Below are 20,791 nucleotides of genomic sequence, written 5' to 3' on the forward strand. Positions count from 1 at the left end.
GTTAGTGCTCAACATTCTTTCGTTGCGGAACATCCGGTCTCAGGTACCCCACGAGGCACAGCACAATCAGTGCCATCGCCGCCACCGGCCACCATAGGGCGATCAGCGCTGCCGTCACGAAAACCCCGAGGGTGATGAACGATCTCATTTGCAGCATGCGGCGCATCCGCGCCGAAACACCTTGGTGCGACGGCCGATCCACCGCTTCCCAACACAGCGCCAGGTAGGTGATGTTGACCAGGACGAAGACTGCGGCGTACAGGGATACCGGCGCCGGGGCCAGCCTACTGTCGGCGATCCACTCGGTGGTGAACGGGATCAGCGACGCCGAAAACAGGTGCGCGAAGTTCGACCACACCAATCGTGGCGTCGCGACCTGAGCGTAGTTGAACAGGTGATGATGATTGACCCAGACGATCGCGATGAACAAATAGCTCACCACGTAGCTCAGCCCGGTGGGCCACAGCGGAAGCAGGGCGCGGAAACCGTGGTCGCTCGGCGGCCTGAGCTCTAACACCAGGATGGTGATGAGCACCGCGAAGACGCCATCGGAGAACCCGCGCACCCGCTCAGGAGTGGTGTCTCGTTCCGCCACCGCTACCTTCCGATCTGCCGCTTTGTGCCTGAGCCGCCGTCAGGCCGGCTGATGGTTCCGCTCCTGCACCACCCAAGCATTGCCGTCGGGATCGTGGAAGTCAGCGACGCTCGCATAGTCACCGCGACCGGGATCGGTACCCGGGAGGAACCTGCCGCTCCAGCCGCCGTCGGTGTCCTTATGACGTATCTCGCTGACGGTTATGCCGCGACCGGTCAACTCTGCGCGACAGGCCTCGATGTCGGAGACCACGAGATACAGGCCCCGCACCGACCCACTCGGCGCATCGGTAAGGCCCACGCCGAACTGGATTGAGGTGCCCGAGCCCTCGGGCGTCAACTGGATGACCCGGAAATGGGGGGTGGGCGCGTAATCGACGTCGAGGTTGAAGCCAACCTGGTCACGGTAGAACCGTAACGAGCGATCGGGATCCGCGACCGGCAGAATGACGACTTCGATGGACGCCCTCATGAGGTGCCCCGCGCCGGCTTCTTCTCCAACACCTCGTCGGTGTCGAGCCCGCGGTCGACACCATGCGGGATAACGGTCTGGCCGGGTTCCAGCTGAAGTTGCCTGCCGTCGAGGTGCACTTCGATCTTGTCGGGTTCGAAGGACACCAGATTGCGCACCCGTGCGACCTCCGTCCAGGCGTCGACGTAAGACCATGCGGCCCGCTGATGGTCACCGATGTCGTAATAGCTACAGATCCCCTTGTACGGGCAAAAAGTTTGGATATCAATGAGTTTCAGAGCGGATTCGTCGGTATCTTCGCGCGGCACGTACCATCGGGGGGCAAAACCGGACTCATACAGCGCCAGCGGGCGATGGGTGTCGGCGATCACTTGGTCGCCATCTCGGACGACGAGATGCCTTGCGGTGGAACGGATGTCGATGCGATGGTAGGCGTCTGCCGCGTGTCCGACGATCCGTTCCTCTTCTTCGTAGAAGGCGTCCATGCCACGCCAGGCAAACGCCACCCGGCCGGCGAGCACGGCCGCGTGGGCGGGCAGCCCGGTGTGTTCCCAAGCGCTGTGGTTTGTTTCGCGTCCTGCGGCGGAGACGGTGAACCAGTGTGTGGCCCCAAGGTCGCGGTGCTGCGTCACCCGGTCCTCGGCGAGCAGCGTTTCCTCTTCGATATCAGCTCGGGGGAAGTAGGCGACCGGGTAGCGACCCGGTTCGTGCAGGAGGATCACATCCTCGCTGTCGGCGATCCACCGATCCGCGAAACGCACCCGCATCCGGCGGCGCAGCGGCTCGGCGAACAGCAGCCGTGGTGGCATGGGCTGTTCGGTCAAAAAGTGTCCTAGCGATCCCGCCGCCAGCGGGCCCTGCTGCCATGCCAGACCCATTTCGTGTCCTTCCTCGTGTTCTCCGACAGACGGTTTCACGCGGAATCACTCCATCGCAACGACCATCTTGCCGCCGGATTCTCCGGCCTCCATCACCCGGTGTGCCTCATGAATCTGGTCAAAAGAAAAGACTCGAGATGGTTTCGCCTCCAGCGCGCCTTCGGCGACCTGCTGGGCGATGCGCTGTAGGGGGACATCGGACAGCGGGAAGCCTGGTGTGCCAAACACAAAGCTGCCGAAGAAGTTCCAGTTCACACCTGAGGCCATGCGCAGCAAAGGGTTGAAATCCCCGAGCGGATCCAGCCCGCCCAGCCAACCCGCCAGGCAGGCCGTGCCGCCACGGCGCAGCATGTCCAGGGAGTCCAGGATGGTGCTGTTGCCCACGAGATCGAGGACGGCGTCGACCCGCTTGCTCTCGGCGATATGCGTCGCCAGGTCACCGCGCTCCAACTCGATACGCGAGGCGCCCAGCTTCTCGAGCATGGCAAACCGGGCGCTACTGCGTGTGGTTGCGATGACCCGGGCGCCGGCGGCGACCGCCATCTTGAGCGCAGCCTGGCCGAGAGACGACGTCGCGCCCCGCACCACCAAGGTCTGACCGGCTTTGAGGTCCAGATTGCGGAAGAGGCATGTCCAGGCCACCGCATAGGTTTCCGGGAGCGCGGCCAGCTGCCACCACGGCAAGTCGGATTCGATGAGCGCGACGTTGGCCGCGCGCACACGGGTGTATTCGGCATAGCTGCCGTTGATGGTTCGGCCCAGGCCTCCCATGAGCGCGGCCACCTTGGCCCCGACCGGGAACTCACCACCCGGGCACGAGTCGACGAGCCCGACGCATTCGATGCCGCTCACTTCCGCGGCTTCGGCCCATTCACCCCGACGCATGTGCATCTCGGCGTGATTGACACCGAAACCCTTTATCGCAATGACGACTTCGCCGCCCTTCGGCAGCGGCTTGGGGATGTCGCTGTAGACCAGGCTGTCCAGCCCGCCGAACTTCTCCAAGATGATCGCCCGCATGGTTTGTCCGCCCGGTTGCTCTCGTACGACCGCCGGCGCGGTCGGTGGCTGAGGTGACTCGAGCATGGACATTGACGCCTCTTTCAAAGTGTTGGCCGGCGCCGACGATGGGTAGCCGCCGCAAATAATGGGCCAACTGACCCATTATTATGTTCGACCGTACTCACTATGTCCAGCGGATGTCACCGCTCAAGATGTCATCCGACTGCGAGACAACGTGGACCGCTCCCTGCCCGGCTGGGTGTGGGAAGCAAAGGAACGCACGTATCCGACGGCGGCATTGACGGCGGCCCGCAGTGGTTGCGGATCGCCGGTGACGTGGGTGAGCATCGCGCCCCCCTGGTGCGCGGCGACCAGCGCTACGGCCAGGTGCCGCGCGTCGGCCTCCGGACGCAGGTAGCCGCGCTCGCGCATCGACTCCAGGCCGGCCCGGAACAGCTCGATCCATTGGTCGTATCCCGCCGCCAAATCATCGTGTATTTCGCGGTCGGCCTCGATCAGCTCACCGGCCAGGGATCCGTAGACACAACCGCCGACGCGGTATACGGCGTCGATGTCGGCCACGCAGGCATCGGCCCACGCCTGCAGGGCATCGAGGCTGTCGAGTCCGGCGAGCTGCGCCCGAGTGTGGAAGGCCTGCACGTCATTGCGGCGCGCGCCGATGACATGACGGGTCAGGTCGCGTTTGTCCTCGAAGTAGTGCGAGATCTGCGATCCACTCACCCCGGCCGCGCGCCGGACCCGGTCAATGCTGGTGTTGGCCACGCCGTGCTCGAACATCAGCCGGGCGGCGACCTCGATGATGCGCGCGCGCGTCGCCAGTCCCTTGCGGGTGAAGCGCGTTGAGTTGCGTTCGGTCACTTCGCCGCCTTAGCCACCAATCGGTCAGCCGACCTGTCGTGCCGTGCGACGCCCACGGGACCGGCGCGGCGGACGGGGTGCTCGTTCGGCGGTGTCGGTGGCGAACAGACGTAGGTAGTTCACCGCGAAGCGAATCGCATCGGCGTGCGGCCACTGCTCGTGATAGGTGAAGGTCAACACCCCACCGCCCTGGTGCGCGGTGACGATCACCAGCGCCAGCTGGTGTGGATCGGCATCGCGAATTAGCAGCCCATCGTCTTTCATTCGCGCAATTGCCTGCTCCAGTAACGCGATCCACTGTCGGTAACCAGCGGCCAACGCGTCGCGCGTAGCGTCGTCGGACTTCGCCAACTGGGCGGTCAGCGCGTGGTAGGTGGGGGTGCCGAAATAGCCGATGCGCCGCAGGTAGCGCATGTTGAGGTCGATCCACCGCTCGAAGTCGTCAAACGACCCCAGGCCCCGAAGTGTGGGCTGGCGGTGAAAGTCCAAGACCACGTCGATCTGCCGCCTGATCACCGCGCGAATGAGCGCCGCCTTGTCGGCGAAATAGTGAGCAAGCTGTGAGCCGCTGACCCAAGCCGCCCGGCGCACGCTGTCCATGTTGGACGCGGTTAACCCCTCGGTGACGATCAGCTGGGCGGCGGCCTGCACGATCCGGTCGCGGGTGGCACGCCCCTTGGCGGTCAACCGTTGTTCGTCACGAACATCGGGATGGGCCATCGCGTCAGGCTAACCCGGGAGCGCTCCCATTTATGGGATATCCAGCCCAAACAACAGATCAGGCCGCGGCCCGCCGTCCGAGGAAGTTCCGGATCAGCGGGACGACTTCGTCGAGCGCGGACTCCAACAGAAAGTGTCCGCCGTCGAGCAGGTGGATCTCGGCGTCGGGCAGGTCCTCGGCGAACGCTTCGGCGCCGGCCGGGCCGAAGATTTCGTCGCCGCGGCCCCAGACCGCCAGTAGCGGCACCCGGCTGGCCCGGAAGTAGTCGTGCAAGCGCGGGTAGAGGGGCGCGTTGGTTGCGTAGTCGCGAAACAGCTTGAGCTGCACCAGGTCATTGCCGGGACGGGAGATCAGCGCGTAGTCATGATGCCAGGATTCGGGATCGACCAGTGTCTCGTCGGCCACGCCGGTCACGTACTGCCAACGGGTGGCGTCCAGCGTGAGGAACCGCCGCACCGTCGCCTCGGTGTCTGCCGTCTGCTCCTGTTGGTAAGCCTGCACGACCTTCCAGAAGCTCTCGACGAATCCCGCGTCGTATCCATTGCCGTTCTGGCTGATGATCGCGGTAATCGCCACCGGGTTTCGCAGCGCAAGTCGCCAGCCGATCGGTGCGCCATAGTCCTGGACGTAGATGGCGTACCGGTCTACGCCGAGGGTTCGCAGCAGGTCCGCGGTGAGGTCGGTCAGCGCGTCGAAGGTGTAGTCGAACTCATCGACCGGTGGGGCATCGGACAGCCCGAAGCCCAGATGGTCGGGAGCGATGACGCGGTAGCGGTCGGCCAGGGCCGGGATCAGGTGGCGAAACATGTACGAGCTGGTGGGAAACCCGTGCAGGAGCACCACCACCGGAGCGGTCGGGTCGCCGGCTTCACGGTAAAAGAGTCGATGGCCGCCGACGGTGGTGTAGCGATGATGGACAGCAGGCATGACATCCCTTTCGAATCAACGTGATTCACCAGCGAGCGTCGCGGCGGCGTCCGAGGGAGAATCGGCGAAACCCACTCAACATTATGGGTTATGCGACCCATTATGCACCATGCCGGCGGCGTGCAACACCCCGTGCAGCCGACGTGTTGCCGTGCGGACCGGGCTGCCATATTCTGGGCGAACCATCCCAGTTGGGCTCGGTACGATGCGAGCTGGTTCGAGGTGACATGGTGGGCAGGCTTGTTTCGGTGAACGTGGGCATGCCCAAGAACGTCGAATGGCGTGACAAAACCGTGTACACCGGCATATGGAAGGCCCCGATCGAGGGGCCGGTGATGGTGCGCCGACTGAACATCGATGGTGACGGTCAGGGTGACCTCGCCGGTCACGGCGGCGAACAGCGTGCGGTGATGGTGTACCAGAGCGAGTCTTACGAGTTCTGGAAAAGCCACCTGGGGCGCGACGATCTGCGAGCCGGCCACTTCGGTGAAAACTTCACCGTCACCGGGCTCGCTGATGACGACGTCTGCATCGGCGACCGCTATCGCATCGGCGACGCCGAGTTCGAGGTCACCCAGCCACGCGTCACCTGTTTTCGGGTCGGCCTTCGCCTCGGCGAACCGGACATGCCCAATCTTCTGGTCTCCCAGCATCGCCCGGGCTTTTACTTCCGCGTTATCACCGAGGGTCGCGTGCAAGCGGGCGACGACATTGTGCGGACGCGTCGGGGCCGGCACGAACTGAGCGTCGCCGACGTGGACGCGCTGCTGTACTTGCCCGACCGCAACGTCGAGACGCTGCGCAAGGCCATCGACATTCCGGCGCTGAGCCCAGGTTGGCAGCAGTCGTTTCATGAGTTGCTGGCCGCGCACGAAGACGCGACGACCGCGCTGGCACCACCGATCGCAGTGGCACCCGGGTGGAAGGGCTTCCGTTGTCTGCGGGTCACCGAAACCCGTAGGGAGAGTTCGCAGGTGCTGTCGATCACACTCGAGGCCGACGATCACGGCTCGCTGCCACCGGCGCTGCCGGGCCAGTACTTGACGGTCAGGATCGCCGGCGCCGGCGACCCCGCCCCGCTGCGCAGCTACTCCCTATCCGATGATTCCTCCGCCGGCTATTACCGCATCAGTGTCAAGCGCGAGGACCACGGTGTGGTGAGCCGGTGGCTGCACAGCCACATCCAGCCGGGATCGGTGATCGCGGCGGCCGCGCCCCGCGGCGACTTCTGCTTGACCGAAGACAGCCGTCCGGTCATCCTGTTCTCCGCCGGAATCGGCGCGACGCCGGTCCTCGCGATGCTGCATGCACTGTCCGCGGCCGGTAGTCGGCGCGACATCTGGTGGTTACACACCACCCGTAACCGCGAAACCCAAGTGTTCGCAGCTGAAGTCGAGACACTCATCAAATCATTACCGCATGCAAGACAACAGGTTTTTTACACCCAAACGCAGGGTCGGCTGCGCCGGGAATCCATCGTGAAATTGGGCCTGCCCACCGACGCGACCGTTTACCTCTGCGGCCCAACGCAATTCATGACGGATATGCGCGAAGCCTTGACCGCCGTGGGATTCGACCCGTCCCGCATTCACAGCGAGTTGTTCGGCGCGCTTCCCGCGATCAACCCGGGTGTCGTCGAGACTGGCGCGCGAAAACCGCCCCACCAACCGGCCGGAACGCCGGGGACCGGTCCCGAGATCACCTTTACCCGCAGCGGATTGACGGTCAACTGGTCACCCGCGTACCGAAGCATCCTCGATCTCGCCGAAGCCTGCGACGTTCCAACACGCTTCTCCTGCCGAAGCGGTGTGTGTCACCTGTGCGTCACCGGAATCGTCGCCGGTACCACGAGTTACGTCCAGCAGCCGTTGGAGCCGCCCGGTGCCGGGTCAGTCCTCATCTGCTCGGCGGCCCCGGAAACCGACGTGGTGCTCGATCTGTAGTCCTCAGGCGACGATTGCCTGCTGGCCTCCTGTGGCGTGCAAGATAGCACCGCTGACATAGCTGGCCTCTGGGGAGGCGAGAAAGACCACCGCACTGGCGATTTCACTCGCATCGGCCACCGCGTTCACCCGCACGCCCGACTCGCCGAATTCATCGGCCCACACACGCGTCAGCTGTTCCAAGCCCGCTTTGGTGGCCCCGTAGATCCCCGCCCCGCGCGTTGCCACCGACGCGGCGAGAGTGCTCACGTTGACCACGGCGCCGTTGCCCCGAGCGGCCATGGCCGGCACCAATTGCTGAACGAGTAGGTATGGCGCACGCAAGTTGACGTTCACGTGTTGATCGAAGGTCGCGTTGTCGGTGTCCGCAGTGGGGCCGAACTCATAGATGCCGGCGTTGTTGATCAGGATGTCCACCGGTCCCGCCTCGGCGGCCAATCGCCGCACATCGTCGGCATCGTTGAGATCTGCGGCGACAAAACGCGCTCTGCCGCCATTATTTTCAATATCGCGGACGGCTTTGGCGCCGCGTTCGGCGTCGCGGCCCTGCACCACGACCTCGGCGCCGCGGCTTGCAAGCTGCAATGCGACTTCCCGACCGATACCCGATGTAGCACCGGTCACCAAAGCGGTCGAGCCGGCCAATGTCATTGCCATCGAAACCCTGCCTCCAGGAGAGAAGTTCAAATGCTCTCCGGATAAGCAGCGGTTGGTCGGCGTTTATTCCTAGGGGCTCAGCGGCACGGACGCCTCGGCGGTGTAGCACAGGAAGGTCAGCGTCTCCTGCAGATACAGCTGCACGGTGTCCGCGTCATGGCTGGTGTATCCGATCGACACGTCAGTGCCCAGTTGCAAGTCGAAATCGCCGCCGCGGGTGGTCAGCACGAAGGCGCCGTCGATCGCCGGTGCCCAGATGATGTCTCCGGGAACCAACCGGTCGATGTGTTCGAGGATCGGATATCCGTGTTCGGTGGTCTCGCTGACCCTCGTGTAGACGTCGGCGGACAGCAGCACCGAGTACGGGCCGTCGACGCCGGCCAGCCGGAGTTCGGAGATCGCCTGGGTGATGACGTCGGGAATCTCGCGGGGATCGGCCGGCAGGGTCAGCGACTTGTTCGAGCTGGCCGAGCGGATGCCTTCGATCGATGCCGCGGCGTAGCCCTCGAAGATGGCCCGGTCTTCCACGAACGCCAGCTTCTTGGCCGCCTCTTTGACCGGGTCCCAGTCGGAGTCGTAGGCGCCGCGCTCGACGTTGTCGATCTCGTAACGCGATAGGGTGAATGGAACCCGCAGTCGGATAAGCGGTTTGCTCTCCCGGAGGTGGGCCTCCACGCCGTCGGTCGGCGACGCCACGTTGGCGAGCCGACCGGTGCTGACGGCGGCGGTGACCGGTCCGCCCGGCTCGCTGACGTCGACGACCCGGCGCCCGGCGATGTGGCGTTTGAAGGTGCGGGTCGCCTCCGTTTCGATCTCGTCCCAGGCGGCGTCGGTGACCGGTGCCAGGTCGCGGTAGAGGTTGTTCATCAAGAGGTTCCTTTCAGGCTGCCGATCGAAAGTGAGCCGTTCTGTGCCACAAGCGTTTCCGCTGCCGGCGCTGCTGGCAGCGGCGGCGGGTCATCGAGAAAGTCGAGGGTGGGGGAGAAGAACAATCCGCCGGTGACCGCCGTGGAGAAGTCGAGGATGCGGTCGGTGTTGCCGGGGGGATCGCCGAGAAACATGTTGCGCAGCATTCGTTCGGTCACTTGCGGTGTCCGCGAATAGCCGATGAAATACGTGCCGTATTCGCCCTTGCCGAGCTCGCCGAACGGCATGTTGTGCCGGACGATTTTCAGTTCCGTGCCGTCGTCGTCGGTGATCACGTTGAGCGCGATGTGGGCGTTGCCGGGCTTGGCGTCGTCGTCGAGTTCGATGTCGTCCAGTTTGGTGCGGCCGATCACCCGTTCCTGCTCGGTTACCGGAATCGAATTCCACGACGACATGTCGTGCACATACTTCTGCACGTGCACATAGCAGGAGCCGGCGAAGTCGGGGTCCTCGTCGCCGATGGCGGTGGCGCTGACGGCCAGCGCACCGTCCGGATTCTCGGTGCCATCAACGAATCCGAGCAAGTCGCGGTTGTCAAAGTAGCGGAAGCCATGCACCTCGTCGACCACGGTGACCGCGCCGGCCATCGCTTTGAGGATCCGGTCGGCCAGCTCGAAGCAGACATCCAGGCTCTCGGCCCTGATGTGGAACAGCATGTCCCCGGGCGTGGCGGGGGCGGCGTGGCGCGGTCCGTTGAGCTCGGTGAACCGATGCAGTTCGGCGGGGCGCGGTCCGGAGAACAAGCGATCCCAGGCGTCGGAGCCGATCGAGGCGATTGCCGACAGCCGCTTCTGCGGTTCGCGGAAGCCGATCGCGCGCACCAGGCCGGGAATGTCGGGCAGCGCGTCGTGCACCGTCGCCTCTCCGCCCTCATCGATGCTCACCACCAGGAAGATGGCCGCCGGCGTCAACGGCGCGAGGATCGGTTGCGGCTGGACGGGGGGCACTCTGCTGACCCTAGCGTGGCTGACCCTAGCGTGGCGACGGCGAGCGCAGGAAGTGCGCGGCCGGGGGTCCCCGGCTTGCGGGGGCCGAGCCGCGCAATCGGACCTAGCGTGGCGACGGCGAGCGCAGGAAGTCATGATGATCAACATGTCGGCCAGCGCCGCAGGCCTCTGCGATTTCATCGACGCTTCTCCCTCGCCATTTCACGTATGCGCCACGGTCGGCGCGCGGCTGACCGCCGCCGGGTTCACCGAACTGAACGAGGCTCAACGGTGGCCGCAAGAACCGGGCCGCTACTTCGTGGTGCGGGCCGGCTCGTTGGTCGCCTGGGATTCCGGCGGCACCGACGGCCCGTTCCGGATCGTCGGCGCACACACCGACAGCCCGAACCTGCGGGTCAAGCAACATCCCGACCGGGTGGTCGCCGGTTGGCGGGTGCTCGCCCTGGAGCCCTACGGCGGCGCGTGGCTCAACTCCTGGCTGGACCGCGATCTGGGCATCAGCGGACGGTTGTCGGTGCATGACGGCAGCGGGATCGGGCACCGGCTGGTCCGGATCGACGACCCGATCCTGCGGGTGCCGCAGCTGGCCATTCACCTGGCCGAGGACCGCAAATCGCTGACACTGGACCCGCAGCGCCACGTCAACGCCGTCTGGGGTGTCGGCGCAGAAGCGAGGTCATTCATCGACTTCGTCGCCGAACGCGCGGAGGTCGCGCCGACCCGCGTGCTGGCCGCCGATCTGATGACCCACGACCTGACCCCCGCAACCGTGATCGGAGCCGACGCCGACCTGCTCAGCGCTCCCCGGCTGGACAACCAGGCCAGTTGCTATGCGGGCATGGAGGCTTTGTTGGCGACCACACCCCGCGCGTTCGTGCCCGTGCTGGTGCTCTTCGACCACGAGGAGGTCGGTTCGTCCTCCGACCACGGTGCCCAGTCCGACCTGCTGGGCACCGTCCTGGAGCGAATCGTGCTCGCGGCCGGCGGTACCCGAGAGGACTTCCTGCGCCGCCTGCCCGACTCACTGCTGGCCTCTGCCGACATGGCGCACGCCACCCATCCCAACTATCCGGATCGGCACGAGCCCGGCCACCCGATAGAGGCCAACGCCGGACCGGTGCTGAAGGTGCATCCCAACCTGCGTTATGCCACCGACGGACGCACGGCCGCGGCCTTCGCGCTGGCCTGCCGGCAGGCCGGGGTCGGCCTGCAGCGCTACGAGCACCGCGCCGACCTGCCCTGCGGGTCGACGATAGGACCACTCGCCTCCGCCCGGACCGGCATCCCGACCGTCGACGTCGGCGCCGCGCAACTGGCGATGCACTCCGCGCGCGAGCTGATGGGCGCGCACGACGTGGCCGCGTACTCGTCTGCGATGCAGGCGTTCTTTTCACCCGAGTCGCGCTGAGCTTTTGAAGCTAGCCGAAAACGACCAGGGTGAGTGCGAAGGTCGCGGCGTTGAGGGCGAGCAGGAACCCGGCGAGAGCGAACTGACCGGAAATATCGTTGGCGAGTACGTGGGTGTACATCGCGCAGATGAAGAAGATAGTCAGCCCGGCTGCCGCGGCGATGCCGATTGCCGGAATCCACAGGCCTACGATAAGCCCAAGGGCGCCTAGGGTTTTCAGGGTACCGATGGGGAATCTCAGCCAGGACAGCGGCACCCCGGCCCGGCGCATGGGCGCAATGATGGGCGCGAAGTGGAGCAGTGCGCTCACGCCCGAGAAGCCGTCGAAGGCTATGGCGATTGTCGTCACGACGAGGTATGCGGTGCGCATGTTGGGGTCTTCCGTGGATGGTCGAACGAGGGGAGTCGTCTGGTGTCAGCTCGCCGGGATTGGATCTAATCGGAACACCGCGATCCGGCCGGCCAGCGCCTCGACCTCGTCGGGGCTGCCCGCACGCACCAGGCCCGAGCGCTTCAGAAAGCCAACACCGACCGGCACTTTGATCGGGTATTGCCGCAGTACCGGGCGGGCCTGCTCGGCGGTCAACTCAGTTATCCTGACTCGCCGCAGCTTTCGGCCCTTCCGCAGCTGACCCGCGCCGGCAGCGCGCGCATTGCGTGCCAATCGGCGCCCGGGAATCCCGCCACGGCATAGAGCTGTCCATCCAGTGTGAAAGGTGTCATCGGCGTGCTGCGCGGCCGGCCCGTGGTCCGGCCCGGCACGGTCAGAACCATAGGTGGTCCCGTCGGGATGCCGAGCCTTTGCATCGCGATCATCAACTTGTTCATCGGCTTTAGCCAGCGAGGGGGACTCGGGCGCGACATCACTTCTCCTTTTGCGTATCCCGTTGCGGTGGGCCCGGAATCGGGTGACCCGGTTCCGCCGGAGTAACCGGCCGCCACCGGCAACTCATATCTCCAAGGACGGATCGGCGGCGCGAAAAGTTACCCGCGCGCTTCTCGCCGTGCCGTCTCGTCCTCATTCCTTGAATATGGAATCCCGACGACGAGAAGGTTTGATGACAGCGATAGCTCGTAGCGCGGATTAGCCACCCCGACGAGGGCGCAGGCTCGCCTCGACTCTGACCTGGTGTCCCGTCGCCGACATCGGGCACCCACTGGCGGCGATGGCGGAGTTCCTTCCGCCCCGACCCCATCAGGCCTAAGGTCTGGCGGTATGGCGCTCAACGTGGAGATGATCACCTTCGACTGCAGCGATCCCGCCCGGCTGGCCGGCTGGTGGGCCGAGCAGTTCGGTGGCACGGCGCAGGAGTTGCTGGCCGACGAGTTCACCGCGGTGAGTTTGCCGGAGGGACCGCGGCTCGGATTCCAGAAGGTGCCCGATCCCACCCCTGGGAAAAACCGCCTCCACCTCGACTTCGGTGCCGCCGACGTCGACGCCGAGGCGTCTCGGCTGACGGCCGCCGGGGCCACCGAGGTCGGTCGGCACACGTTCGGTGACAATTTTCGCTGGGTGGTGCTGGCCGACCCCGAGGGAAACGTGTTCTGCGTCGTCGGGCAATAGTCGCCACGGCGGCCCGACGGTAGCGGCGGCACCGCCCTAGACTGTCTGGCGTGACAGTCTCCGGGACGAGCGCCCGCACCGAGGTCATCGACACCGTCGAGCACGCCGCCACCACTCCCGACGAGCCGCAACCATATGCCGAGCTCGGCCTCAAAGACGACGAATATCAGCGCATTCGCGACATCTTGGGCCGCCGTCCCACCGACACCGAATTGGCGATGTACTCGGTGATGTGGAGCGAGCACTGCTCCTACAAGTCGTCCAAGGTGCACCTGCGGTACTTCGGCGAGACCACCACCGACGAGATGCGCACCGGCATGCTGGCCGGCATCGGCGAGAACGCCGGCGTCGTCGACATCGGCGACGGCTGGGCGGTCACCTTCAAGGTCGAATCGCACAACCACCCGTCCTACGTCGAGCCATACCAGGGCGCGGCCACCGGCGTCGGCGGCATCGTCCGCGACATCATGGCGATGGGCGCACGACCGGTCGCGGTGATGGACCAGCTGCGGTTCGGTGCGGTCGACGCGCCGGACACCCGCCGCGTGGTCGACGGCGTGGTGCGCGGTATCGGCGGCTACGGCAACTCCTTGGGCCTGCCCAACATCGGCGGCGAGACGGTCTTCGATGACTGCTACGCGGGCAACCCGTTGGTAAACGCCATGTGCGTCGGCGTCTTGCGCCAGGAGGACCTGCATCTGGCCTTCGCCTCGGGCGCCGGCAACAAAATCATCCTGTTCGGGGCCCGCACCGGCCTGGACGGCATCGGCGGAGTGTCGGTGCTGGCGTCGGACACCTTCGACGCCGAGAACTCGCGCAAGAAGCTGCCCTCGGTTCAGGTGGGCGACCCATTCATGGAGAAGGTGCTCATCGAGTGCTGCTTGGAGCTGTACGCCGGTCATCTGGTGGTCGGCATCCAGGACCTGGGTGGCGCCGGATTATCCTGCGCCACTTCGGAACTGGCCTCGGCCGGCGACGGCGGGATGGCGATCCAGCTCGAGACCGTGCCGCTGCGCACCACCCAGATGACGCCCGCGGAGATCCTCTGCAGCGAGTCACAGGAGCGGATGTGCGCCGTGGTCACCCCGGAAAACGTCGACGCCTTCCTTGCGGTGTGCCGCAAGTGGGACGTGCTGGCCACGGTGATCGGCGAGGTCACCGACGGTGACCGGTTGCGGATCACCTGGCACGGCCAGACGGTCGTCGATGTGCCGCCGCGCACCGTCGCCCACGAGGGCCCGGTCTACCACCGCCCGGTCGCCCGTCCCGACACGCAGGACGCGCTGAATGCCGATAGCTCGGCGCGCCTGCCACGACCGGCCACCGGGGACGAACTGCGCGCCACTTTGCTTGCGCTGCTGGGTAGTCCGCACCTGTGCAGCCGCGCCTACATCACCGAGCAGTACGACCGGTACGTGCGCGGCAATACGGTGCTGGCCGAGCACGCCGACGGCGGTGTGCTGCGCGTTGACGAATCAACCGGTCGGGGTATCGCCTTGTCCACCGATGCGTCCGGCCGTTATACGAAGCTGGATCCGTACGCCGGCGCCCAGCTCGCCCTGGCCGAGGCCTACCGCAACGTCGCCGTCACCGGAGCCGCCCCGGTCGCGGTGACCAACTGCCTCAATTTCGGCTCGCCCGAAGACCCCGGGGTGATGTGGCAGTTCGCGGAGGCGGTGCGGGGCCTGGCCGATGGCTGTGTGGCCCTTGGGATTCCGGTGACGGGCGGCAACGTCAGCTTCTACAATCAGACGGGTTCGACGGCGATCCTGCCGACCCCGGTGGTAGGGGTGCTGGGTGTCATCGATGACGTCTGCCGGCGCATCCCCACCGGCCTGGGCACCGAACCGGGGGAAACCCTGATGCTGCTTGGCGATACGCGCGACGAGTTCGACGGTTCGATCTGGGCGCAGGTTACCGCCGACCATTTGGGTGGGCTACCACCCGAGGTCGACCTGGCCCGTGAGAAGTTGCTGGGCGAGGTGCTGCGGTCGGCATCGCGCGACGGCCTGGTATCCGCGGCCCACGACCTGTCCGAAGGTGGCCTCGCGCAGGCCGTCGTCGAAGCCGCCCTGGCCGGTGAAACCGGTTGTCGCATCGTGCTTCCCGAGGATGCCGATCCATTCGTGACGTTGTTCTCCGAGTCGGCGGGACGCGTGCTGGTGGCGGTGCCGCGCACCGAGGAAAGCCGGTTCCGTTCGATGTGCGAGGCGCGCGGGCTGCCGGCGGTGCGCATCGGCGTCGTCGACCAGGCCTCCGACGCGGTCGAGGTCCAGGGATTGTTCACGGTTCCGTTGTCCGAACTGCGCGAGACTTCCGAGGCGGTGCTGCCGCGACTCTTCGGATGAGTGTCCGCAGCGAATCCTGATGTCCGACAGGATTTTGCGCCGAACCGGGGCGTTGTCTTTGGCCGCCGCGCTCGTCGGCTGGAGTTTAGTCAGTCCGCGGCTGCCGCCCTCGTGGCGGACGGTGCTGCAGGCCGGCGTGGGCGGCCTGCTGGTGTGTGCAACGCGTGCGCCCTTGGGTTTGGGCCCGCCCCGGCTCTGGGCCGGCTTGCGGTTGGGATCAGCGGTCGCGTTCTTGGTGGCGGGTACGGTCGCCGCGACCACCCAGCTGGCTCCCGTGCGCCGATCCATGGCCGAGCGCCAGCCACCGGCGAGGCTGCCGGATTGGCTGCTGCTGCGGATACCGGTGGGCACCGTGTGGTCGGAGGAATCCGCGTTTCGGGGGGCGCTGACCACCGCGGGCTCCGCTGCTTTCGGTGCATGCGGTGGACGTTTGTTGCAGGCCAGCGCATTTGGCCTCTCGCACATCGCCGATGCGCGCGCAACGGGTGAGCCGGTCGCCGCCACCGTGCTGGTCACCGGAATCGCGGGCTGGCTCTTCGGTTGGCTGGCCGACCGTTCCGGAAGCCTGGCCGCACCCATGCTGGCGCACCTGGCCCTCAACGAAGCCGGGGCGATTGCCGTGCTGGCCGTGCGGTCGTCCAGTCGTCAGACGGTGTAGTCACCGCGCCGGCGACCGCGGGCTCCAGGATTTTGAGACCCTAGGGTATGGCCACCCGCGACAAAGCCGATCCGGCGACGACCCGGCGGGCATTGTTGGGCGTCGCGGACTGGCTTCGCGACGAATCCCGTCCGGCGCCCGACCGACAGGAATTGGCGACGGCCGTGCGGCTGACCGCGCGCACGCTGGCCGCGGTGGCACCCGGGCGAAGCGTGGAACTGCGCATCCCGCCGTTCGTTGCGATTCAGTGCATCGCCGGACCCACGCACACCCGGGGCACGCCGCCCAACGTAGTGGAAACCGACCCGCGGACCTGGCTGCTGCTGGCCACCGGAAAGTTGTCTTTCGGCGAGGCGCGGCCCACCGGTGCGCTGCGCCTTTCCGGCTCACGGGCCGGTGAGATTGAACACTTCCTGCCCCTGTTCGATGTGGGCTGAACATAACCCTGAACTGCAGGTTTAGGTATTTATGGTGGGAATTCGTCGCTCGACACGCCCGGCGGGTTCGTCGGCGCGACGACGGTGCCCGTAGACTCCGTTAAGTCACCAACCGTTCCCCGGGGAGCTGCCTAATCGTGACCGTCCACGAGCCCGAAGAGGATTTCAGCGCACCCCGTGAAGAATGCGGTGTATTCGGGGTTTGGGCCCCGGGCGAGGACGTCGCCAAACTCACCTATTACGGCTTGTACGCGCTGCAGCATCGCGGCCAGGAGGCCGCCGGCATGGCGGTCGCCGACGGATCCCAGGTGCTGGTCTTCAAGGACCTCGGCCTGGTCAGCCAGGTGTTCGACGAGCAGACGCTGGGTGCCATGCCGGGCCACGTCGCCATCGGCCACTGCCGCTACTCGACCACCGGCGACACGACGTGGGAAAACGCGCAGCCGGTCTTCCGCAACACCGCGGCCGGCACCGGGGTTGCGTTGGGGCACAACGGCAACCTGGTCAACACGGCCGAGCTTGCCGCCCGCGCCCGCGACGAGGGGCTGATCGCCAAGCGTGCACCGGCACCGGCGACGACGGACTCCGACATCTTGGGCGCACTGCTGGCGCACGGGGCGGCGGACGCCACCCTGGAGCAGGCGGCGCTGGATCTGCTGCCGACCGTGCGCGGCGCGTTCTGCCTGACCTTCATGGACGAGAACACCCTGTACGCGTGCCGGGATCCGCATGGCGTGCGGCCACTTTCGCTCGGACGGCTGGACCGCGGCTGGGTGGTGGCGTCCGAAACGGCGGCCCTCGACATCGTCGGCGCGTCGTTCGTGCGCGACATCGAACCGGGCGAATTGCTGGCGATCGACGCCGACGGCGTCCGCTCCACCCGGTTCGCCAATCCCACCCCCAAAGGCTGTGTTTTCGAGTACGTCTATCTGGCACGCCCGGACAGCACGATCGCCGGCCGGTCGGTCCACGCCACCCGGGTGGAGATCGGTCGCCGGCTGGCGCGTGAGCGTCCCGTCGAGGCCGACCTGGTCATCGGCGTGCCCGAGTCGGGCACGCCCGCCGCCGTCGGATACGCGCAGGAGTCCGGCATTCCCTACGGTCAGGGGCTGATGAAGAACGCCTACGTCGGGCGCACCTTCATCCAGCCGTCGCAGACCATCCGCCAGCTCGGTATCCGGCTGAAGCTCAACCCACTTCGCGAGGTGATCCGGGGTAAGCGGCTCATCGTCGTCGACGACTCGATCGTGCGCGGGAACACGCAGCGCGCACTGCTGCGGATGCTGCGCGAGGCCGGCGCCGTCGAAGTGCACGTGCGGATCGCCTCACCCCCGGTCAAATGGCCCTGCTTCTACGGCATCGACTTCCCGTCACCGGCGGAACTGATCGCCAATGCGGTCGAAGACCAGAAGGAGATGCTCGAGGCGGTGCGCCATGCCATCGGCGCCGACTCACTGGGCTACATCTCGCTGCGCGGCCTCGTCGCGGCCTCCGAGCAGCCGGCTTCGCGGCTGTGCACCGCCTGCTTCGACGGCCAGTATCCGATCGAACTGCCCGGGGAATCCGCGTTGGGCAAGAACGTCATCGAGCACATGCTGGCCAATGCCGCCCGCGGCGCCGGCCTCGACGATCTCGCGGCCGATGAAGTGCCGGTGGTGCACTGAGGGAACTCGGTGGCGCCCCATCGCCGACGTTTGATCCCGGCCGTCAGCGCCGCCCGGTAGCCTTTATCGCGATGACGGATCCCGGAAAGAGCCCCGGACGCCACGAAGGCAGTCAAGGCATCACGTACGCGTCGGCCGGGGTGGACATTGAAGCCGGCGATCGTGCCGTCGAACTGTTCAAGCCGCTGGCGACAAAAGCCACCCGTCCCGAGGTTCTTGGCGGCCTGGGCGGATTCGCCGGCCTGTTCGCGCTCCGCGGCGATTACCGCGAGCCGCTGCTCGCGGCGTCCACCGATGGCGTCGGCACCAAGCTGGCGGTAGCCCAGGCGATGGACAAGCACGACACCGTCGGGCTGGACCTGGTCGCGATGGTCGTCGACGACCTGGTGGTGTGCGGCGCCGAGCCGCTGTTCCTGCAGGACTACATCGCGGTCGGCCGCACGGTCCCGCAACGATTGAGCGCCATCGTCAGTGGCATCGCCGAGGGGTGTGTGCGGGCCGGCTGCGCGCTGCTGGGCGGCGAGACGGCCGAACACCCCGGTCTGATGGAACCGGACCACTACGACATCTCGGCCACCGGAATCGGTGTCGTCGAGGCCGACGACGTGCTGGGCCCCGACCGGGTCAAACCCGGTGACGTCATCATCGCGATGGGTTCATCCGGTCTGCACTCCAACGGGTATTCGCTCGCGCGCTCGGTGCTTCTCGAGATCGATCGGATGAACCTCGAGGGCTATGTGGAGGAGTTCGGCCGCACCCTGGGCGAGGAACTGCTCGAACCCACGCGTATCTACGCCAAGGACTGCCTGGCGCTCACGGCCGAAACCCACGTCCGCACCTTCTGCCACGTCACCGGCGGTGGGCTGGCCGGCAATCTGCAGCGCGTCATCCCCCATGGGCTGGTCGCCGAGATGGACCGCGGCACCTGGACCCCCGCGCCGGTGTTCGCCATGATCGCCCAGCGCGGCCGGGTGACACGCGAGGAGATGGAGAAGACGTTCAACATGGGCGTCGGCATGATCGCCGTGGTGGCTCCAGAAGACACCGACCGCGCCTTGGCCATCCTGACCGCACGGCATTTGGACTGCTGGGTGCTGGGCACCATCGGCAAAGGGGGCAAAGAGGGTCCGCGGGCCAAGATGGTCGGTCAACACCCGAGATTCTAGGAAGCTCGACCCCCGGCCCGACTGGCGCTGCGCGGGGCGTTGGAGCTATCGCCGCCAGCTGTCCTGGTCGTCCCAGGATTCGTCGGATCCTTCGCTGTCCAGTTCGTCGGACTCATCCGAATCCGTCCCTGACAGCTCGCGCTGAAGCCGCTGAAAGTCGGTCTGCGGAGAACTGTATTTGAGTTCTCGAGCAACCTTGGTCTGCTTTGCCTTAGCCCGGCCGCGGCCCATGGGGGAACCCCCTCGCGCAATAACGGAGCGGCCTAACGAGTAGGCGGCTCCGATCTCCTGGTGTCGTATTGTCCTGCCAACACTTTACCGTGCCCCGCCACCGGGCGTTGGTGCGCCCTTCTCGCTGTGGCGGACGTTACCGTTCATTATCCCGCACCGCCCCGCAAGCGTTCAACAGCTAACCGTCCGGCGCCGATCTGTTCGGCTTCGGGCAGGGAATCGACATCGATCACCGCGGCCACCGAGGCGTCTGGTCCAGTCGCCAATTCGGTGTCGCCGCGCAGCCCGCGCTTGACCAGCGCCAGCGCGATGGGTCCGAGATCCACATGGTCGACGACCGTGCCAAGGCGGCCGACCGTGCGGCCGCCGGCCAGCACCGGATCACCCGTCGACGGCCGGTCCACCGACCCGTCGAGGTGCAGCAGCACCAGCATCCGGGGCGGCCTGCCCAGGTTGTGCACCCGCGCGACGGTCTCCTGGCCGCGGTAACAACCCTTGTCCAGATGGACGGCTCCGGCGCCGGGACCACCGATCCATCCCACCTCGTGGGGAATCGTGCGCTCGTCGGTATCGACGCCGAGGCGGGGCCGCACGGCCGCGACCCGGTGGGCTTCGTAGGCCCACACACCGCTGGGCCGGACCCCGGCCTGCATCAGGCGATTTCGCCAGTCGTCCACTGAGGCACGCGCAACCAGCAGGTCCAGCTCGATCTGACCGTCCGGGACGCCGGGCATTCGCCGCACGAAGCCGTCGCCCGCACGAATCGCGGTCAGCTCGGCGGGCAGCGCGTCCACCCCGAGCGCGTCCAGAACCGCCTGGTCAGCCAGCTTCGGGCCCAGCAACGACAGCACGGCCAGATCGGCTGCGGCCGGGGTGACCTCGGACCAGAACACCATCTTGCGCAGGTAACCGAGCAGCGGCTCCGCCCGCCACGGTTCGGTGTCGAGATAGGTGGTGCCGGCCAGCTCGGTCTGGACCCAGTGATCCTCGACGCGGCCCTGGCCGTCGAGGCTGAGATTGTGTGTGCTCGCGCCGTCGGGAAGATCGCTGACGAATTGCGTCGAAATGCTGTGCAACCAGGTCTGCCGGTCGTTGCCGGTCAGGGTGAGCACTCCGCGGTGCGAGCGGTCGACGAATATCGCGTCGGTGCCGGCCGCGCGCTGCTCGCCCAACGGATCGCCGTAATGCCAGACGGCACCGGCGTCGGGTCCGGTCTCGGGTGCGGGAACAGCATGGGTCACGACTCAACTCTACGGACCGCCAGACGCTCCTCACGAGTGTGAAGCTGGCTTCACATTGGCCGCCGAATGTGCGGCCAGCTTCACATTCGCAGGGACCGTCGTGCGCCGCGCTCGCGGATCGCATTGG

The 20,791-nt window shown here is 66.4% G+C and carries 21 protein-coding genes and 1 pseudogene; 8 read left to right on the forward strand and 14 right to left on the reverse strand.

Annotated elements, in window-relative coordinates; genetic code table 11:
* Window position 1: 1 nt before the first annotated feature.
* The 7 genes from AC5Y4F_RS22845 to AC5Y4F_RS22875 all read right to left on the reverse strand — a co-directional run bounded on the left by AC5Y4F_RS22845 (window position 2) and on the right by AC5Y4F_RS22875 (window position 5,473).
* On the reverse strand, window positions 2-595 hold the full coding sequence (locus tag AC5Y4F_RS22845; RefSeq protein WP_231986240.1) for a TMEM175 family protein: 594 nt from the start codon (window positions 593-595) through the stop codon (window positions 2-4).
* Between the two features lie 39 nt (window positions 596-634).
* On the reverse strand, window positions 635-1,066 hold the full coding sequence (locus AC5Y4F_RS22850) for a VOC family protein (RefSeq protein ID WP_499998861.1): 432 nt from the start codon (window positions 1,064-1,066) through the stop codon (window positions 635-637).
* Window positions 1,063-1,944, reverse strand: coding sequence for a DUF427 domain-containing protein (locus tag AC5Y4F_RS22855; RefSeq protein ID WP_067929868.1), 882 nt, complete (start codon window positions 1,942-1,944; stop codon window positions 1,063-1,065). The genes AC5Y4F_RS22850 and AC5Y4F_RS22855 overlap by 4 nt, the downstream gene beginning before the upstream one ends.
* A gap of 45 nt (window positions 1,945-1,989) precedes the next feature.
* Window positions 1,990-3,036 (reverse strand): zinc-binding alcohol dehydrogenase family protein, encoded by a 1,047-nt coding sequence (locus AC5Y4F_RS22860; protein WP_499998864.1) that lies wholly within the window; start codon window positions 3,034-3,036, stop codon window positions 1,990-1,992.
* A gap of 117 nt (window positions 3,037-3,153) precedes the next feature.
* Window positions 3,154-3,825 (reverse strand): TetR/AcrR family transcriptional regulator, encoded by a 672-nt coding sequence (locus AC5Y4F_RS22865; RefSeq protein WP_067929866.1) that lies wholly within the window; start codon window positions 3,823-3,825, stop codon window positions 3,154-3,156.
* A gap of 24 nt (window positions 3,826-3,849) precedes the next feature.
* The gene (locus AC5Y4F_RS22870) at window positions 3,850-4,545 is read right to left on the reverse strand and encodes a TetR/AcrR family transcriptional regulator (protein WP_067929865.1); all 696 of its coding nucleotides are present in this window, start codon (window positions 4,543-4,545) and stop codon (window positions 3,850-3,852) included.
* A gap of 58 nt (window positions 4,546-4,603) precedes the next feature.
* Complete coding sequence (locus tag AC5Y4F_RS22875) at window positions 4,604-5,473, reverse strand: alpha/beta fold hydrolase (protein ID WP_499998867.1); 870 nt, start codon at window positions 5,471-5,473, stop codon at window positions 4,604-4,606.
* A 230-nt stretch (window positions 5,474-5,703) separates the two neighbouring features.
* Between AC5Y4F_RS22875 and AC5Y4F_RS22880 the strand changes: the two genes are divergently transcribed.
* Complete coding sequence (locus tag AC5Y4F_RS22880; protein WP_499998933.1) at window positions 5,704-7,416, forward strand: MOSC domain-containing protein; 1,713 nt, start codon at window positions 5,704-5,706, stop codon at window positions 7,414-7,416.
* A gap of 3 nt (window positions 7,417-7,419) precedes the next feature.
* Here the strand turns inward: AC5Y4F_RS22880 and AC5Y4F_RS22885 are convergent, their stop codons facing one another.
* The 3 genes from AC5Y4F_RS22885 to AC5Y4F_RS22895 all read right to left on the reverse strand — a co-directional run bounded on the left by AC5Y4F_RS22885 (window position 7,420) and on the right by AC5Y4F_RS22895 (window position 9,947).
* Window positions 7,420-8,073 carry an SDR family NAD(P)-dependent oxidoreductase gene (locus AC5Y4F_RS22885; RefSeq protein ID WP_499998869.1) on the reverse strand — a complete coding sequence of 218 codons (654 nt, stop codon included), beginning with the start codon at window positions 8,071-8,073 and terminating at the stop codon, window positions 7,420-7,422.
* 69 nt (window positions 8,074-8,142) lie between these two features.
* A complete protein-coding gene (locus AC5Y4F_RS22890; RefSeq protein WP_067929862.1) occupies window positions 8,143-8,940 on the reverse strand; it encodes a family 1 encapsulin nanocompartment shell protein in 798 nt (265 codons plus the stop codon).
* A complete protein-coding gene (locus tag AC5Y4F_RS22895) occupies window positions 8,940-9,947 on the reverse strand; it encodes a Dyp-type peroxidase (RefSeq protein ID WP_067929861.1) in 1,008 nt (335 codons plus the stop codon). The genes AC5Y4F_RS22890 and AC5Y4F_RS22895 overlap by 1 nt, the downstream gene beginning before the upstream one ends.
* Window positions 9,948-10,092: 145 nt before the next feature.
* Between AC5Y4F_RS22895 and AC5Y4F_RS22900 the strand changes: the two genes are divergently transcribed.
* Window positions 10,093-11,355, forward strand: a complete 1,263-nt coding sequence (locus AC5Y4F_RS22900) for a M18 family aminopeptidase (protein ID WP_067929903.1) — start codon at window positions 10,093-10,095, stop codon at window positions 11,353-11,355.
* Window positions 11,356-11,365: 10 nt separating this feature from the next.
* Here the strand turns inward: AC5Y4F_RS22900 and AC5Y4F_RS22905 are convergent, their stop codons facing one another.
* Together AC5Y4F_RS22905 and AC5Y4F_RS22910 are read right to left on the reverse strand one after the other, a co-directional pair.
* Window positions 11,366-11,725, reverse strand: a complete 360-nt coding sequence (locus AC5Y4F_RS22905; RefSeq protein ID WP_067929860.1) for a DoxX family protein — start codon at window positions 11,723-11,725, stop codon at window positions 11,366-11,368.
* A 45-nt stretch (window positions 11,726-11,770) separates the two neighbouring features.
* Window positions 11,771-12,219, reverse strand: a pseudogene (locus AC5Y4F_RS22910) (nitroreductase/quinone reductase family protein).
* A gap of 352 nt (window positions 12,220-12,571) precedes the next feature.
* Between AC5Y4F_RS22910 and AC5Y4F_RS22915 the strand changes: the two are divergent.
* The 6 genes from AC5Y4F_RS22915 (at window position 12,572) to purM (ending at window position 19,192) form a co-directional block, all read left to right on the forward strand.
* Entirely contained in the window at window positions 12,572-12,919 is a 348-nt protein-coding gene (locus tag AC5Y4F_RS22915; RefSeq protein ID WP_499998873.1) for a VOC family protein, read from the forward strand.
* Between the two features lie 50 nt (window positions 12,920-12,969).
* Window positions 12,970-15,267 (forward strand): phosphoribosylformylglycinamidine synthase subunit PurL, encoded by a 2,298-nt coding sequence (gene purL / locus AC5Y4F_RS22920; protein ID WP_499998875.1) that lies wholly within the window; start codon window positions 12,970-12,972, stop codon window positions 15,265-15,267.
* Between the two features lie 34 nt (window positions 15,268-15,301).
* Window positions 15,302-15,925, forward strand: a complete 624-nt coding sequence (locus tag AC5Y4F_RS22925; protein ID WP_231986246.1) for an Rv0804 family intramembrane glutamic endopeptidase — start codon at window positions 15,302-15,304, stop codon at window positions 15,923-15,925.
* A gap of 47 nt (window positions 15,926-15,972) precedes the next feature.
* Window positions 15,973-16,362 carry a sterol carrier family protein gene (locus AC5Y4F_RS22930; RefSeq protein ID WP_499998877.1) on the forward strand — a complete coding sequence of 130 codons (390 nt, stop codon included), beginning with the start codon at window positions 15,973-15,975 and terminating at the stop codon, window positions 16,360-16,362.
* A 137-nt stretch (window positions 16,363-16,499) separates the two neighbouring features.
* Window positions 16,500-18,026, forward strand: a complete 1,527-nt coding sequence (purF, locus tag AC5Y4F_RS22935; protein ID WP_067929855.1) for an amidophosphoribosyltransferase — start codon at window positions 16,500-16,502, stop codon at window positions 18,024-18,026.
* Between the two features lie 71 nt (window positions 18,027-18,097).
* Window positions 18,098-19,192 (forward strand): phosphoribosylformylglycinamidine cyclo-ligase, encoded by a 1,095-nt coding sequence (gene purM, locus AC5Y4F_RS22940; RefSeq protein WP_499998880.1) that lies wholly within the window; start codon window positions 18,098-18,100, stop codon window positions 19,190-19,192.
* A 45-nt stretch (window positions 19,193-19,237) separates the two neighbouring features.
* Here purM and AC5Y4F_RS22945 read toward each other — a convergent pair whose 3' ends face one another.
* Entirely contained in the window at window positions 19,238-19,423 is a 186-nt protein-coding gene (locus AC5Y4F_RS22945; RefSeq protein ID WP_067929853.1) for a DUF3073 domain-containing protein, read from the reverse strand.
* Window positions 19,424-19,569: 146 nt separating this feature from the next.
* A complete protein-coding gene (gene ygfZ / locus AC5Y4F_RS22950; protein WP_067929852.1) occupies window positions 19,570-20,664 on the reverse strand; it encodes a CAF17-like 4Fe-4S cluster assembly/insertion protein YgfZ in 1,095 nt (364 codons plus the stop codon).
* Window positions 20,665-20,791: the final 127 nt, after the last annotated feature.

This window comes from Mycobacterium sp. NGS56, assembly GCF_059812425.1.

What these genes read in the sequence shown, in the direction of transcription:
- AC5Y4F_RS22850 (WP_499998861.1), bottom strand. Translation starts at nt 1,066, where the DNA reads ATGAGGGCGTCCATCGAAGTCGTCATTCTGCCGGTCGCGGATCCCGAT.
- AC5Y4F_RS22855 (WP_067929868.1), bottom strand. Translation starts at nt 1,944, where the DNA reads ATGGGTCTGGCATGGCAGCAGGGCCCGCTGGCGGCGGGATCGCTAGGA.
- AC5Y4F_RS22860 (WP_499998864.1), bottom strand. Translation starts at nt 3,036, where the DNA reads ATGTCCATGCTCGAGTCACCTCAGCCACCGACCGCGCCGGCGGTCGTA.
- AC5Y4F_RS22870 (WP_067929865.1), bottom strand. Translation starts at nt 4,545, where the DNA reads ATGGCCCATCCCGATGTTCGTGACGAACAACGGTTGACCGCCAAGGGG.
- AC5Y4F_RS22875 (WP_499998867.1), bottom strand. Translation starts at nt 5,473, where the DNA reads ATGCCTGCTGTCCATCATCGCTACACCACCGTCGGCGGCCATCGACTC.
- AC5Y4F_RS22885 (WP_499998869.1), bottom strand. Translation starts at nt 8,073, where the DNA reads ATGGCAATGACATTGGCCGGCTCGACCGCTTTGGTGACCGGTGCTACA.
- AC5Y4F_RS22890 (WP_067929862.1), bottom strand. Translation starts at nt 8,940, where the DNA reads ATGAACAACCTCTACCGCGACCTGGCACCGGTCACCGACGCCGCCTGG.
- AC5Y4F_RS22900 (WP_067929903.1), top strand. Translation starts at nt 10,093, where the DNA reads ATGTCGGCCAGCGCCGCAGGCCTCTGCGATTTCATCGACGCTTCTCCC.
- AC5Y4F_RS22905 (WP_067929860.1), bottom strand. Translation starts at nt 11,725, where the DNA reads ATGCGCACCGCATACCTCGTCGTGACGACAATCGCCATAGCCTTCGAC.
- AC5Y4F_RS22915 (WP_499998873.1), top strand. Translation starts at nt 12,572, where the DNA reads ATGGCGCTCAACGTGGAGATGATCACCTTCGACTGCAGCGATCCCGCC.
- AC5Y4F_RS22930 (WP_499998877.1), top strand. Translation starts at nt 15,973, where the DNA reads ATGGCCACCCGCGACAAAGCCGATCCGGCGACGACCCGGCGGGCATTG.
- purM (WP_499998880.1), top strand. Translation starts at nt 18,098, where the DNA reads ATGACGGATCCCGGAAAGAGCCCCGGACGCCACGAAGGCAGTCAAGGC.
- AC5Y4F_RS22945 (WP_067929853.1), bottom strand. Translation starts at nt 19,423, where the DNA reads ATGGGCCGCGGCCGGGCTAAGGCAAAGCAGACCAAGGTTGCTCGAGAA.